Annotated in this window: 9 protein-coding genes; 6 read left to right on the forward strand and 3 right to left on the reverse strand. The window is 71.2% G+C overall.

Going from position 1 to position 14,624, the window contains the following annotated elements; all coding sequences use genetic code 11:
• Window positions 1-5 precede the first annotated feature (5 nt).
• Both ACFYZR_RS21395 and ACFYZR_RS21400 read left to right on the forward strand, forming a co-directional pair.
• Window positions 6-1,412: an amino acid permease gene (locus ACFYZR_RS21395; RefSeq protein WP_391912536.1), complete on the forward strand. Its 1,407-nt coding sequence runs from the start codon at window positions 6-8 to the stop codon at window positions 1,410-1,412.
• Window positions 1,413-1,576: 164 nt separating this feature from the next.
• A complete protein-coding gene (locus ACFYZR_RS21400) occupies window positions 1,577-2,218 on the forward strand; it encodes a superoxide dismutase (protein WP_391912538.1) in 642 nt (213 codons plus the stop codon).
• A gap of 103 nt (window positions 2,219-2,321) precedes the next feature.
• On the opposite strand, the gene ACFYZR_RS21405 is transcribed toward ACFYZR_RS21400, so the two are convergent.
• Together ACFYZR_RS21405 and ACFYZR_RS21410 are read right to left on the reverse strand one after the other, a co-directional pair.
• Window positions 2,322-2,951, reverse strand: a complete 630-nt coding sequence (locus tag ACFYZR_RS21405) for a hypothetical protein (RefSeq protein ID WP_391912540.1) — start codon at window positions 2,949-2,951, stop codon at window positions 2,322-2,324.
• A gap of 98 nt (window positions 2,952-3,049) precedes the next feature.
• Complete coding sequence (locus tag ACFYZR_RS21410) at window positions 3,050-3,691, reverse strand: disulfide bond formation protein DsbA (protein WP_391912542.1); 642 nt, start codon at window positions 3,689-3,691, stop codon at window positions 3,050-3,052.
• A 122-nt stretch (window positions 3,692-3,813) separates the two neighbouring features.
• On the opposite strand from ACFYZR_RS21410, the gene pepN reads away from it, so the two are divergent.
• Entirely contained in the window at window positions 3,814-6,417 is a 2,604-nt protein-coding gene (gene pepN / locus ACFYZR_RS21415) for an aminopeptidase N (protein WP_391912544.1), read from the forward strand.
• 112 nt (window positions 6,418-6,529) lie between these two features.
• Window positions 6,530-7,576: a hypothetical protein gene (locus tag ACFYZR_RS21420; protein WP_391912546.1), complete on the forward strand. Its 1,047-nt coding sequence runs from the start codon at window positions 6,530-6,532 to the stop codon at window positions 7,574-7,576.
• Window positions 7,577-7,648: 72 nt separating this feature from the next.
• On the opposite strand, the gene ACFYZR_RS21425 is transcribed toward ACFYZR_RS21420, so the two are convergent.
• A complete protein-coding gene (locus tag ACFYZR_RS21425) occupies window positions 7,649-9,403 on the reverse strand; it encodes a TIGR03767 family metallophosphoesterase (RefSeq protein ID WP_391912548.1) in 1,755 nt (584 codons plus the stop codon).
• 529 nt (window positions 9,404-9,932) lie between these two features.
• Here ACFYZR_RS21425 and ACFYZR_RS21430 point away from each other — a divergent pair.
• The gene (locus tag ACFYZR_RS21430; protein WP_391912550.1) at window positions 9,933-13,256 is read left to right on the forward strand and encodes a S8 family serine peptidase; all 3,324 of its coding nucleotides are present in this window, start codon (window positions 9,933-9,935) and stop codon (window positions 13,254-13,256) included.
• A 246-nt stretch (window positions 13,257-13,502) separates the two neighbouring features.
• Window positions 13,503-14,531 (forward strand): aspartate-semialdehyde dehydrogenase, encoded by a 1,029-nt coding sequence (locus ACFYZR_RS21435; RefSeq protein WP_391912552.1) that lies wholly within the window; start codon window positions 13,503-13,505, stop codon window positions 14,529-14,531.
• Window positions 14,532-14,624: the final 93 nt, after the last annotated feature.

Here is a 14,624-nt window from a genome sequence, read left to right on the forward strand (position 1 = left end):
CGATCATGACTGGTATACCCTCCCCGCCGGCGACCGGCCCCGCCGACGCGATCCCGGACACCCCACCGGGCCCCTCGCTGTCGCACGGACTCAAGCAGCGTCATCTGTCGATGATCGCGCTCGGCGGCGTCATCGGCGCCGGGCTCTTCGTGGGATCCGGCTCGGGCATCGCCGCGGCCGGACCGTCGATCGTGCTCGCGTATGCGGCTTCCGGCATCCTCGTGATGCTCGTGATGCGCATGCTCGGTGAGATGTCCGCGGCCAACCCCGCCTCGGGCAGCTTCTCGGTCCACGCCGAGCGGATGATCGGCCCCTGGGCCGGCTTCACCGCCGGCTGGGTGTTCTGGACCCTGCTGTGCGTCGCCGTCGCCGCCGAGGGCATCGGCGCGGCGGCCATCATGACGAACTGGTTCCCCAGCACGTCCTCCTGGATGTGGGTCGCCCTGTTCATGGTCGTCTTCACCGGCAGCAATCTCGCGGCGGTGAGCAATTTCGGCGAGTTCGAGTTCTGGTTCGCCACCCTCAAGGTGGCCGCGATCGCGGTCTTCCTGATCCTGGGCGTCCTCGCCATCGCGGGTGTGCTCCCCGGCACCCACGCCCCCGGCATGAACAACCTCACCGGCAACGGCGGCTTCTTCCCCAAGGGCGGCAACGGCCTCGTCGTCGGACTGCTCGCCTCCGTGTTCGCCTACGGCGGCCTGGAGACGGTGACCATCGCCGCCGCCGAGTCCGAGCACCCGCGCAAGGGCGTGGCGAGCGCGGTCCGCACGGCCATGTGGCGCATCGCCCTGTTCTACGTGGGCTCGCTGCTGGTCGTCGTCACCCTGATCCCCTGGAACGACCCCTCGGTCGTCAAGAGCGGCCCCTACGTCGCCGTCCTCAACCACCTGGACATCCCCGGCGCCGGGCAGATCATGAACGTGGTCGTGCTGATCGCCCTGCTCTCGGCGATGAACGCCAACATCTACGGCTGCTCGCGCATCGCCTTCTCGCTCGTCTCCCGGGGCCAGGGCCCCCGCCGGCTGGGCAAGGTCAGCGGCGGGGTGCCGCGCTACGCGGTCATCGCCTCCGCCGCCTTCGGCTACGTGGCCGTGCTGCTGAGCTACTGGTGGCCGGACACCATCTTCAAGTGGCTGCTCAACATGGTCGGCGCCGCCACGCTGGTGGTCTGGGGCTTCATCGCGGTCTCCCAGCTGCGCGGCCGCAAGCGCACCCCGAAGGACCAGCTCCTCGTGAAGATGTGGCTGTTCCCCTACCTCACCTGGGCGGCCATCCTCGGCATCCTCGGGGTGCTGGCCCTGATGCTCCGCGAAGAGGACACCCGCATCCAGCTGTACTTCACGGGCGGCCTCACGATCGCGCTCGCGCTGATCGGATACCTGCGGCAGCGGGCGGTGGCCGCGAAGCGCTGACGCGCCGTCCCCACTCCACGACGAGGCGGGGTAGGTCCTGATCTTCAGGACCTACCCCGCCTCCGTCTTTGGACCGAAGCCCTCCCCCGTTACCACTTCTGACACGTACTTACTGATAGCGTCTACCTGCAAGTTAGTTGCAATAAGTAGTCGGAGGGCTCGGCATGGCCATCTACACACTTCCTGAACTTCCTTATGACTACTCGGCGCTGGCCCCGGTCATCAGCCCCGAGATCATCGAGCTGCACCACGACAAGCACCACGCGGCGTACGTCAAGGGCGCGAACGACACCCTGGAGCAGCTCGCCGAGGCCCGTGACAAGGACCAGTGGGGCTCCATCAACGGCCTCGAGAAGAGCCTGGCCTTCCACCTCTCCGGCCACATCCTGCACAGCATCTACTGGCAGAACATGACCGGCGACGGCGGCGGCGAGCCGCTGGACAAGGACGGCGTGGGCGAGCTCGCCGACGCCGTCGCCGAGTCCTTCGGCTCCTTCGCCAAGTTCAAGGCACAGCTGACCAAGGCCGCCGCCACCACGCAGGGCTCCGGCTGGGGCGTACTCGCCTACGAGCCCATCAGCGGCCGCCTGATCGTCGAGCAGGTCTACGACCACCAGGGCAACGTGGGCCAGGGCTCCGTGCCGATCCTGGTCTTCGACGCCTGGGAGCACGCCTTCTACCTTCAGTACAAGAACCAGAAGGTGGACTTCATCGACGCCATGTGGGCCGTCGTCAACTGGCAGGACGTCAACGCGCGCTACCTCGCGGCGAAGGAAAAGGGCAGCTCCATCATCCTGGCGCCCTGACACGCCCTGTCCCCCCTTGACCGCCTGCTCGTGATCGTCTTCTCACCCTTCACGCGGCAGGCACGGCAGAGGCCCCCGCGCGGTCGCATCGCGCGGGGGCCTCTCAGGCGTGGTGGCCGAACGCCTCGCCGGTCACGGCGAACTCCTTCGCCAGGCCCGTCTCGTGCAACCGGGCGAACGGAGTGAAGGGTACGCCCAGTTCCCGTCCCCCGCGATCGAAGTTCCACGCCTTGTGCACGGCGCAGCGGTAGTCCACGACGGTGGTGCCGTCCACGGCGACCCGGACCGTGCCCGTCAGCCGGAATTCCATGTACCGCAGCGCCAGCCACCAGTCGGGGCTGACGTCGCGGGTGATCAGCACATCGCGCCAGCCGCTGTCGGCCGGGTAGGCGGCAGGGGCGCGGCCGCCCGCCGCCCAGCGCTTCAGGGCCTCGGCGCGCCACCGCGTCAGCTGGGCCTCCGTCGCCGCCCGCACGGCGGGCAGGGCGAGCAGCCGCCCGGCGTCGACGCGGTGCGGGGCGCCGGTGCCGCGGAGGTAGTGGCGCAGCATGCCCGCCGCGTTGCGCAGGCCCAGCAGGCGCCACAGGGCGGCGAGGGCGTGGCAGGCGGCGAGGGTGAGCAGGTCGTACGGGCGTACGGGGAGGGTGCCGTGCTCGGCGTTGCCGCAGGGGGGCTCGGGGTCGGCCCAGCCGCCGGGGCGGCCCAGGGGCCGGGTGAGGTCGGTCTGGCCCATACGGGGACATTAATGGAGCCCGGTCCGTAGTGCGCGTCGAGACTCCCCGGTCCTCAAACACCGGAAGGGCTGAAATCAGCCCCTCCGGCGCCACCGTGTCAGTCGAAGATCGGCCCGACCGTCCGCGTCCGCTTGATCTCGTAGAAGCCCGGCGTCGACGCCACCAGGAGCGTGCCGTCCCAGAGCCTCGCCGCCGCCTCGCCCTTCGGCGCCGGCGTGACGACCGGGCCGAAGAAGGCGACCTCGGTGCCCTCCGGGCCGGGCACGGAGATGATCGGCGTGCCGACGTCCTGGCCGACCTTGTCGATGCCCTCCTTGTGGGAGGCCCGCAGCAGCTTGTCGTACTCGTCCGTGTCCGCCGCCTCCACCAGGTCGGCCGGCAGACCCGCGTCCTCCAGCGCGGCCACTATGGTCTCGCGCGTGCGCGGCTGGTCCTGGTTGTGGAAACGCGTGCCCAGCGCGGTGTAGAGGCGGCCCAGCGCCTCGGCGCCGAACCGCTGCTCGGCCGCGACGCACACCCGCACCGGCGCCCAGACCCAGCCGCCGGGGGCCATCGCCTCGCGGTACTCCTCCGGGAGCTCGTCCAGCTTGTCCTCGTTGAGCACGCCCAGGCTCATCACGTGCCAGCGCACGTCCACGGGCCGGACCTTCTCCACCTCCAGCATCCACCGCGAGGTCATCCAGGCCCACGGGCAGGACGGGTCGAACCAGAAGTCGGCGGTCACTCTCTCCACGGTCACGCGGGTCTCCTCTGAAGCCGGGTACGCGAGCTGGTCGGTGATTCAACAAAGACCCGCGTGCCATGATTCCTGGTGTTCGATAAATGGGACGAGAGACGAGACGAAGCCGAGGGAGCCGCGTCGTGCCCGGTGAGAACCTGACCCGTGAGGAAGCCCGCGTCCGCGCCCGGCTGCTGACCGTGGACGCCTATGACGTGGCGCTGGACCTGCGCTCCGCGACCGGTCCGGGCGGCGGCGAGCCGCGGACCTTCCGCTCCGTCGCCACCATCCGCTTCCGCTGCGCCGAGCCGGGCGCCACGAGCTTCGCGGACCTGGTCGCGCCCGACGTCACCGCCGTCACGCTCAACGGCCGGGAGCTGGACCCCAAGGAGGTCTTCGACGGCGCCCGCGTCGAGCTCACGGACCTGGCCGCCGAGAACGTCCTCGTCGTCGACGCGCAGTGCGCGTACAGCCGGACCGGTGAGGGCATGCACCGCTTCGTCGACCCCGAGGACGGCGAGGTCTACCTCTACACCCAGTACGAGCCCGCCGACGCCCGCCGGGTCTTCGCCAACTTCGAGCAGCCCGACCTCAAGGCGCCCTTCACCTTCTCGGTGACCGCGCCCGCCGGCTGGACCGTGCTGAGCAACGGCGCGCAGGACGGCGAGGCCGAGCGCGTGGACGACTCCTCGGCCACCTGGCGGTTCGTCCCCACGCAGCCGATCTCCACCTACATCACGGCCGTCGTCGCCGGCCCGTACCACGTCGTCCGCGACCACTACAGCCGCACCCTCGCCGACGGGACCGTCCTCGACGTCCCGCTGGGCGCGCTGTGCCGCAAGGGCCTCGCCCCCCACTTCGACGCCGACGAGATCTTCACCGTCACCAAGCAGGGCCTGGACTTCTTCCACGACCACTTCGACTACCCGTACCCCTTCGGGAAGTACGACCAGGCGTTCGTCCCCGAGTACAACATCGGCGCGATGGAGAACCCGGGCTGTGTCACCTTCCGCGAGGAGTTCGTCTTCCGGGGCAAGGTGACGCAGTCGGCCTACGAGCGCCGGGCGAACGTCATCCTCCACGAGATGGCCCACATGTGGTTCGGCGACCTGGTCACCATGGAGTGGTGGGACGACCTGTGGCTCAAGGAGTCGTTCGCCGACTTCATGGGCTCCTTCTCGCTCGTCGAGGCCACCCGCTTCACCAGCGGCTGGGTCACCTTCGCCAACCAGCGCAAGGCCTGGGCCTACCGCGCCGACCAGCTGCCCTCCACCCACCCGGTCACGGCGGACATCCACGACCTGGAGGACGCCAAGCTCAACTTCGACGGGATCACCTACGCCAAGGGCGCCTCGGTCCTCAAGCAGCTCGTCGCCTACGTGGGCCGCGACGCCTTCCTGGAGGGCGCCCGGCGCTACTTCAAGCGGCACGCCTACGGCAACACCCGGCTGACCGACCTCCTCCAGGTGCTGGAGGAGACCTCGGGCCGGGACATGACCGCCTGGTCGCGGTCCTGGCTGGAGACGGCCGGTGTCAATGTGCTGACCCCGCAGGTCACCTATGACTCCGCCGGGCGGATCACCGAGCTCGCGGTCCTCCAGGAGGCCGCTGCCGAACGCCCCGAGCTGCGCCCCCACCGCCTCGCCGTCGGCCTCTACCGCCGCGAGGAGCCGGGCGGCCCGCTGCTGCGCTACGCCCGCGCCGAGGCCGACGTCACCGGCCTCCGTACCGTCGTGACCGAGCTGGCGGGCGCCGAGCGGCCCGAGCTGATCCTCGTCAACGACGACGACCTCACCTACTGCAAGATCCGCTTCGACGAGGGCTCGCTGGCCACCCTGCGCGAGCACCTGGGCGACCTCACCGACCCGCTGGCGCGGGCCCTGTGCTGGTCGGCGCTGTGGAACCTCACCCGCGACGGGCTGCTGCCCGCCCGTGACTACCTGGAGCTGGTCCTGCGCTTCGCGGGCGCCGAGACCGACATCGGGGTGCTCCAGATGGTGCAGACCTGGGCCACCGCGGCGCTCACCCACTACGCGGTCCCGGCCCGGCGCGAGGACGCCGGCCGGGAGCTCGCGGCCGGCGCGCTGCGCGAGCTGCGGCTGGCCGAGCCGGGCAGCGGCCACCAGCTGGCCTGGGCGCGGTTCTTCGCCGCCCACGCGTCCGAGGACGGCGACACCCGGATGCTGCGCGGTCTGCTGGACGGCACCGCCAGGATCGACGGGCTGGACGTCGACCAGGAGCTGCGCTGGACGTTCCAGGCGGCGCTGACCTCCCGGGGCGCGGCGGACGAGTCCGCGCTCGCGGCCGAGCTGGCCCGGGACAACACCGCCTCCGGCAAGCGGCACCAGGTGCGGGCGCTGGCCTCCCGGCCGTCCGCGGAGGTCAAGGAGGCGGCGTGGCGGGCGGTCGTGGACTCCGACACACTCTCCAACGCCCTGGCCGAGGCCACCATCGCGGGCTTCGACCAGCCGGGGCAGCGGGAGCTGCTGGCGCCGTTCGCGCCGCGCTACTTCGAGGTGATCGAGCGCGTGTGGCGGGAGCGGTCCATCGAGATCGCCATGGCCGTGGTGCGCGGGCTGTTCCCGGCGCTCCAGGACCGCCCGGAGACCCTGGCCGCCACCGACGCCTGGCTGGCGGAGCACCCGGACGCGGCCCCGGCGCTGCGGCGGCTGGTGCTGGAGGCACGGGACGACCTGGCGCGGGCCCTGCGCGCCCAGGAGTGCGACGCGAACGCGGTTACGGCCTGATCCGACGCAGTTTCGACCCAACACCACCGGCCCGCCGGGCACGTTGTCATGAAGTGACGACGGGCCGGTAACAGCGGTTAGGGGGCGGCCGGGGAGCGGGAATGGCCGGGTCATGAACCCCAACACCCCCCTCTCCCCGCGCCCCCTCCACCACCTCTCCGACGTCCGCCACCGCGTTCTGAGCACACGTCAGCTGCGGGAGCACGGCGTCACCGGGTCGGCCGCCGCCGAGCGGTGCCGCCCCGGCGGCCCCTGGCAGCTGCTGCTGCCGGGGGTCTTCCTGCTCCACACGGGCCCCGCCACCAGCGAGGAGCGGCTGCACGCCGCCCTGATGTACACCGTGCCGCGCGACCGGGTGCCCCGGCAGCCCGGCCCGGCCACGGACCGCGACACCCCGCCCGCCCCCTACGGCCAGGCCATGATCACCGGGCCGGCCGCGCTGGCCCTCCACCGCTTCACCTCCGTGCCCTCGCTGCTCTCCCTGGAGCACATCGACGTCCTCGTGCCGCGCACCCGCCGGCTGCGCTCGACCGGCTTCGTCCGGCTGGTCCGGGCGCACACCGTGCCCCGGCCGAAGCTGCTGACGGGCGTGCCCGTCGCCCCGGCCGCCCGGGCGGTGGCCGACACCGTGGCGCGGCTGACCGATGCGCAGGCCGTCCGGCGGCTGCTGGCGGAGGCGGTGCGCGGCGGGCACTGCGAGCCCTCGGCGCTCGTCCGGGAGCTGTCGCGGGCGCGGCTGCTGAGCCGGCCGCACGTGGTGGACGCCGTCGACGCGCTGCTGGCCGAGGGCCGGTCGTTCGCGGAGGGCCGGCTGTACGAGATGGTGCGCGAGCACGCGCTGCCGGCCCCGCTGTGGAACGTCGACCTGCGGCTGCCCGGCGGGCCGTGCCTGGGGGGCGTGGACGCCTACTGGCCGGACCACGGGGTGGCGCTGGAGATCGACGTACGGGCCCCGCGCCAGGAGGGCGAGGTGCCGTGGTCGGAGCCGTCCCGCAAGCGCGAGCACCTGGACCGGCTGGGCATCGCGCTGATCCGGCTGACGCCGGGGAAGCTGCGCGACGACGCGGCGCTGGAGCAGCAGGCCGCGGTCGTGCGCACCGCCCTGGTGGCGTCGGCCGACCACGGGCCCACCGCGTATGTGGTGGTGCTGCCGCGGTGACGTGCCGGGCCGGTGGCCGGCGCGTCACCGCGGGGTCGGCGGGTCGGGGCGGCGGGTCGGCGGGTCAGGGGGTCATCGGGTGGAGAGGACCAGCTCGGTGTTGCGGTCGGTGGGCGTCCCGGCGAGGGAGGTGTCCGAGCCGGGGGCGTTGAAGGCCAGCTCGCGGTAGAGGGAGGCCAGGCCCGACTGCGAGAGGTCCTGGAAGTCGGTGCGGTAGGGGGCGTCCGACTCGATGAGGGTGGTGAACAGGGAGATCGTCCCGTCGTGGTTGTCGGTGATCTCCACGATGCGGGCGAGCTGGGGGTAGTCGACGTGGGAGGCGGTCGCGATCTCCCAGAAGGTCCCCCGGGGGCGGATGCGGTTGCGGTGGCTGTGGCCGTTGATCCAGGCCAGGACGTTGTTGTGGCGCTGGAGCAGGGCGATCACCTCGTCGCCGCCGTGCCTTTTGTCGCGGGGCCGGGCGGGGTCGGGGACCGTGTTGGTCATGCTCCAGCTCGGGTGGTGGCTGAAGATCAGCGCGTACTGGTCCCGATGCTCCGTCAGGGTCCGGTCGAGCCAGTTCAGTTGGTCGGTACCCAGGGAGCCCTGGTAGTGGCCGCCGGGGTCGGTGGAGTCGACGCTGATACCGATGACCTTCTCGGAGATCTTGAAGGTGTAGTAGAGGGTGCCGGAGTCCAGGTTGGCCTTGGTGTAGCCGTGGCCGACGGGTCCCCGGCCGGCGTGCTGGGGGTCGAGGTGCGCCGCGATGTACTGCCGGGGGGTGAGCGGCGCCCGGCGCGGGTCGGGGGTGATCCTGCGCATCTCCTTCCGGTGCGTCTTGAGCATGGCCTCTATGCGTTTGCCCCTGGGGTCGGAGCCGCCCGCCTCGCCCTGCATCAGGTATTTGGCCTCGTCGGGCGGGACGTACTGGAGTTTGCGGTCGCCGACGCAGACATCGGCGATGAAGGAGCCCGCCGCCGGGTAGCAGCCACCGGAGAGCAGGTCGTGGTTGCCGAAGGTGGAGTACCAGGGGACGTTCAGCCCGGGGCTGACGACCCGCCGGGTGGCGGCGTCGAGGTAGCCGTCGATCCTCGGGTAGCCGGCCTGTTTGTCCTGGTCGCGCAGGTCGCCCTCGGGGTGCCAGTAGAGCTTGAGGCCGCTGTTCTGGACGCCCTCGTAGTGCCGGGGGTCACCGGTGTTGGGGTCCAGCCGGCCGCCGCTCAGGGCGGTGAGGAACCACTCCACCTCGATCCTGGCGTTCTCGTCCCCGTTGTCCCCCGTGGTGATCACGAATGCGAACGGGGTACCGGTCACCGGGCCCCGGCGCACCTTGTTGACCCGCTCGACGAGGGAGACCACGCCGGGCAGGGTGAGCGCCTCGTGCGGACGCCAGGCGCCGGGCTCGCCGGAGCGGAAGAACTCGTAGCGCAGCGGGTGCTGTACGTCCGTCAGATGGAGGTCGGTGAACTGCACGAAGGAGGCGAGGGTGGTGCGCCGGTCCTCGCGGCCGCCCCGGGGCGCGGCCAGCTCGGCCCGTACCTGCCGGGGCCAGCCGGGTCCGTCGCCCAGGCGCCGGTAGCCGCCGGTGCCGCGGGGCGCGGCGACGGAGACCAGTGTGGTACCGGCCCCGGTGGGGGCGGCGGGCTCCGCCGTGGGGGTGGCGGCCTGGGCGGTCGCGGACGCGGTGGCGGTCGCCCGGGCGGCCGGTTCGGGCGGTGGATCGGCGGCCGCGTGGCTGTCGCCCGCCCCCAGTCCGAGTCCGGCGGCCGTGGTGACGGCGCCCGCGGCGGCCAGGAAGGCACGGCGGTCGAGCTGCGACTCTGCGGTTCTGCGGGATCTGCGGTGCATGGCGGTCTCCCCGGGTGCGAACGCGAAGGCAAGCGGTCTGGCGGGCGGGCGGCGGGCCTCGTTGTCAAGGATCGTTGGCAGCCCGGATGACCTGGGAGTGAACAGGGCCGCAACGGTCGCCGCCGGTCACATCGCATGGATCTTGGCTACTGCGAACTGACATACACCACTCGTCCCCTGGCGTACTGACGCTCACTCAGCGTTCACCCGCGTGGGAACCCTTGAGCCACCCTTGGCCGCAGTCTTTTAGTCCGTTTGTCCTACAGGCACTGAGCCGAGGGAAGGGCGCCGACCGCTTCATGGCCCTCCGTCCCGCTTCATCCCACATGGCGTGTGGCGGGTTTACGCCATCTTTATATTCCTGCCCTGGCAACTCTCCCCAAACCCGCATCACTTCCATAAAAGTGATCGCTCATCCGGCTCCGATTTTCGGACGCCGCGTCGTGGTGCCCAGCGTTGTGCACTTTCTGTTCTTTCCGCTGTCGCTTCTTTTTGCTGTCGCTCCATCACTTCCAGTCCAGGGATGCCCATGACCACCCCCACCCCCGAGGCCCCGATCGCGCCGGGCGGCGCGAGACGTGCGGCCCGAATAGCCCTCGCGGCCTCCCTCGTGGCCGCCCTCACCGCCGCGGGCGCCGCGCCCGCCTTCGCGGACGACCCGAAGCCGGTGCCCACCCCCGCCCCGGGTCCGGTGAAGTCCCCGTCGGACAAGCTCGGTTCGCACGACGCGGGCCTCCTCGCCAAGGCCAAGGCCGAGGGCGACAAGACCGTCACCATGATGATCGCCACGGCGCCCGGCCAGACCGGGCAGGTCGCCGCGAAGCTGGACGCGATCAAGGGCGCCTCGGTGGGCCAGGCGTACGACAAGCTCGGCTACGTCCGGGCGACCGTCCCCACCGCCAAGGCCGACGCCGCCATCGACGAGGCCAAGAAGCTGGCCTCGGTGCACGGCATCGACCTCAAGCAGGAGATCCCCCTCCCGGACCCGACTCCGCGCGCCGACGTCGCCCAGGGCGCGCCGAAGCTCGCCAAGGACAAGAAGTACCCGGCGCCCGGCAAGGACACCCCGGCGAAGAACCCGTACCAGCCGGCCTTCGAGACCGGTGCCGTCGAGTTCGTCAAGGACCACCCCAAGGCCGACGGCCGGGGCGTGACCATCGGCATCCTGGACTCCGGCATCGACCTCGGCCACCCGGCGCTGCAGAAGACCAGCACCGGCGAGCGCAAGATCGTCGACTGGGTCACCGCGACCGACCCGCTGGCGGACGCCGACGGCACCTGGCTGCCGATGACGCAGGACGTCTCGGGCCCGAGCTTCTCCTTCAACGGCCGCACCTACACCGCGCCCGGCACGGGCACGTACCAGGTGGCCCTCTTCAAGGAGAGCGTCACCGCCGGCGGCGACATGAAGGGCGACCTCAACCGGGACGGCGACACCACCGACTCCTGGGCGGTCCTCTACGACAAGGCCAAGGGCACCGTCCGGGTCGACCTCGACGACGACGGGAACTTCGGGAACGACGAGGAGATGAAGCCGTACAAGGACGGCTTCCAGGTCGGGTACTTCGGCAAGGACGACCCCGCCACCCCGATCGCCGAGCGCATCCCCTTCGTCGTGCAGATCCGCAAGGACGTGCCGATGGACCCGAAGGGCGGCGACTGGGCCGGCAAGAAGGCCGACTTCGTCAACATCGGCGTCATCGAGTCCGAGCACGGCACCCACGTCGCGGGCATCACGGCCGCCAACGGCCTCTTCGGCGGGAAGATGAACGGCGCGGCGCCCGGCGCCAAGCTCGTCTCCTCCCGGGCCTGCACCTGGTCGGGCGGCTGCACCAACGTGGCGCTCACCGAGGGCATGATCGACCTCGTCGTCAACCGCGGCGTGGACATCGTCAACATGTCGATCGGCGGTCTGCCGGCGCTCAACGACGGCAACAACGCCCGCTCCGAGCTCTACACCCGGCTCATCGACACCTACGGCGTCCAGCTGGTGATCTCCGCGGGCAACAGCGGCCCCGGCGCCAACACCATCGGCGACCCCGGTCTGGCCGACAAGGTCATCAGCGTCGGCGCGTCCGTCTCCAAGGAGACCTGGGCCGCGAACTACGGCTCCGAGGTGAAGACCCCGTACGCGATGATGCCCTTCTCCTCGCGCGGCCCGCGCGAGGACGGCGGCTTCACCCCGACGATCACCGCCCCGGGTGCCTCCATCAACACCACCCCGACCTGGGAGCCCGGCGCCCCCGTCGCCGAGTCCGGCTACGACCTGCCGCCCGGCTACGGCATGCTCCAGGGCACCTCGATGGCCTCCCCGCAGGCCGCGGGCGCCTCGGCGCTGCTGATCTCGGCCGCCAAGCAGAAGAAGACGAAGCTCACCCCGGCCGATCTGCGCACGGCGCTCACCAGCACCGCGAAGAAGATCAAGGGTGCCCAGGCGTACGAGCAGGGCGCCGGCCTCATCGACATCGTCGAGGCGTGGGAGGCGATCCGCGAGGGCGCGACCGCCCATGACTACACGGTCAAGGCCCCCGTCTCCACCGTGCTCTCCGGCTCGCTGAAGACCCCCGGCTTCGGCACGGGCCTCTACGACCGCGAGGGCGGCCTCAAGGCCGGCGAGAGCCGTACGTACGACGTCACCGTCACCCGTACCTCCGGCCCGGACAAGCCCGTGTGGCACGAGCTGGAGTGGAAGAACAACGACGGCACGTTCTCGCTGGTCGGCGACGACGAGGTCAAGCTGCCGCTGAACAAGCCGGTGACCGTCAAGGTCCGGGCCAAGGCGAAGACGGCGGGCATCCACAGCGCGATCCTCGAGGTGAACGACGACCGCACCGAGGGCGTCGACAAGCAGATCATGACGACCGTCGTGGTCGCCGAGCCGCTGGCGCAGCCGGCGTACGTGGTGAAGAAGACGGCCACCGCCACGCGGAACGCGTCCACCTCGTACTTCGTGACCGTGCCCAAGGGCGCCAAGACCCTTGAGGTGGCGCTGGGCGGGCTGGCCGAGGGCAGCCAGACCCGGTTCATCGCGATCAACTCCAACGGCGTGCCGGTCGACCCCTCCTCCACGGTCAACTGCTACCCGAACTACAAGAACCCGGCCAACACCTGCCGCCCGGACCTGCGGACCTACGCCAACCCGCTGCCTGGCGTCTGGGAGATCGAGGTCGAGTCCCGCCGCACCTCCCCGCTGCTGGACAACCCCTACACCCTGACGGCCTCGGCGCTCGGCGCCACCTTCGAGCCGGCGGTCCAGACCGTCCCCGAGGCCAAGGTCGGCACGCCGGTCGCCGTCTCCTGGAAGGCCACCAACGGCTTCGCGGCCCTGGACGGCACCCTCAAGGGCGGCGGGCTGGGTTCCTCGAAGATCGCCCGTCCGGTGATCAAGCAGGGTGAGAAGCAGACCACCAAGGTCACCCTCGGCGAGGGCGTCACCCGCTTCGAGGCCGCGATCGGCGGCACCGCCGACCCCAAGGCCGACCTGGACCTGGCCGTCCTCAAGGACGGCAAGGTCGTCGGCTCCTCCACCAGCGGCGGCTCGGACGAGCTGGTCACCCTGGCCAAGCCCGCCGCCGGCGAGTACACGATCGAGGTCAGCGGCTACTCCGTCCCGGCGGGCAGCACCGCCTACGACTACCGCGACGTCTACCTCGCCCCCTCCCTGGGCGAGATCAAGACCAGCGCGGACCCGGTCAAGCTGGGCGCGGGCCAGTCCGCCCAGCTCACGGCCCAGGTCGTGGTCGCCGGCGCGGCTCCCGAGGGCCGCTCCTTCTTCGGCGACGTCCAGCTGGCCAACGCGGCCGGCACGGTCGCCGGGACCGGCAGCGTGAAGATCGAGAAGGTTCTGCCGTAACCCTCCGGGGACCTGTGGCAGACGGGGCGGGCGTCCAGGGGGGCGCCCGCCCCGTCTCATGGTCGACACCGGCGACGACGCCGACCCGGCGGAGGACATCCCCGACGCATGGCCCTGAAGCCGCCCCGTCCCGCCCCTCGGACAACCGATTGGACTTATGGGGCGGGTGGCACCGCATGATGGGAACCGTACGAACCACGCCAGCCGTCGTAGAACGCACGTGCTGAATGCGAGTAGGGAGTCCTCGTGAGGATCGGAATCGTCGGAGCGACCGGCCAGGTCGGCGGAGTCATGCGCAAGATCCTCGCCGAGCGCAAATTCCCCGTCGACACGCTGCGGCTGTTCGCCTCGGCCCGCTCCGCCGGTACGACCCTGCCCTGGGCGGGCACGGAGATCGCCGTCGAGGACGCGGCCACGGCCGACTACTCCGGTCTGGACATCGTGCTCTTCTCCGCCGGTGGCGCCACCTCCAGGGCGCTGGCCGAGAAGGTCGCCGCGCAGGGCGCCGTCGTGATCGACAACTCCTCCGCGTGGCGTCGCGACCCCGAGGTGCCGCTGGTCGTCTCCGAGGTCAACCCGGAGGCGATCGCGAACCGCCCCAAGGACATCATCGCCAACCCGAACTGCACCACGATGGCCGCCATGCCGGTCCTCAAGCCGCTGCACGAGGAGGCGGGGCTGACCGCCCTGATCGCCACCACCTACCAGGCGGTCTCCGGCTCCGGCCTGGCCGGTGTGGCCGAGCTCGACGGGCAGGTGCGCGCGGTCGCCGAGCGGGCCACCGAGCTCGCCCACGACGGCGAGGCCGTGGACTTCCCCGCACCGGGCGTCTACAAGCGCACCATCGCCTTCAATGTGCTGCCCCTGGCCGGCGCGATCGTCGACGACGGCAGCTTCGAGACCGACGAGGAGCAGAAGCTCCGTCACGAGTCCCGCAAGATCCTGGGCATCCCGGAGCTCAAGGTGTCCGGCACCTGTGTCCGTGTCCCGGTCTTCTCCGGCCACTCCCTCCAGGTCAACGCCCGCTTCGAGCGGCCGATCGGCGTCGAGCGCGCCTACGAGCTGCTGGGCGCCGCCCCGGGCGTCGAGCTGTCCGAGATCCCGACCCCGCTCCAGGCGGCCGGCAAGGACGCCTCCTACGTCGGCCGCATCCGCGTCGACGAGACCGTCGAGCACGGCCTGGCGCTGTTCCTCTCCAACGACAACCTCCGCAAGGGCGCCGCGCTGAACGCCGTCCAGATCGCGGAGCTCGTCGCCGAGGAGCTGCGCGGCTGACGCCGGGCGCGAACGAGGCGAAGGGGCGGGCCGCCACGGCCCGCCCCTTCGTTCATCCGCCGTCAGCGTACGGAGGGCGACGTCCCGGGCACG

The organism is Streptomyces sp. NPDC001678 (assembly GCF_042892945.1).
Lineage (GTDB): Bacteria > Actinomycetota > Actinomycetes > Streptomycetales > Streptomycetaceae > Streptomyces.

What these genes read in the sequence shown, in the direction of transcription:
- ACFYZR_RS21395 (WP_391912536.1), top strand. Translation starts at nt 6, where the DNA reads ATGACTGGTATACCCTCCCCGCCGGCGACCGGCCCCGCCGACGCGATC.
- ACFYZR_RS21400 (WP_391912538.1), top strand. Translation starts at nt 1,577, where the DNA reads ATGGCCATCTACACACTTCCTGAACTTCCTTATGACTACTCGGCGCTG.
- ACFYZR_RS21405 (WP_391912540.1), bottom strand. Translation starts at nt 2,951, where the DNA reads ATGGGCCAGACCGACCTCACCCGGCCCCTGGGCCGCCCCGGCGGCTGG.
- ACFYZR_RS21420 (WP_391912546.1), top strand. Translation starts at nt 6,530, where the DNA reads ATGAACCCCAACACCCCCCTCTCCCCGCGCCCCCTCCACCACCTCTCC.
- ACFYZR_RS21425 (WP_391912548.1), bottom strand. Translation starts at nt 9,403, where the DNA reads ATGCACCGCAGATCCCGCAGAACCGCAGAGTCGCAGCTCGACCGCCGT.
- ACFYZR_RS21430 (WP_391912550.1), top strand. Translation starts at nt 9,933, where the DNA reads ATGACCACCCCCACCCCCGAGGCCCCGATCGCGCCGGGCGGCGCGAGA.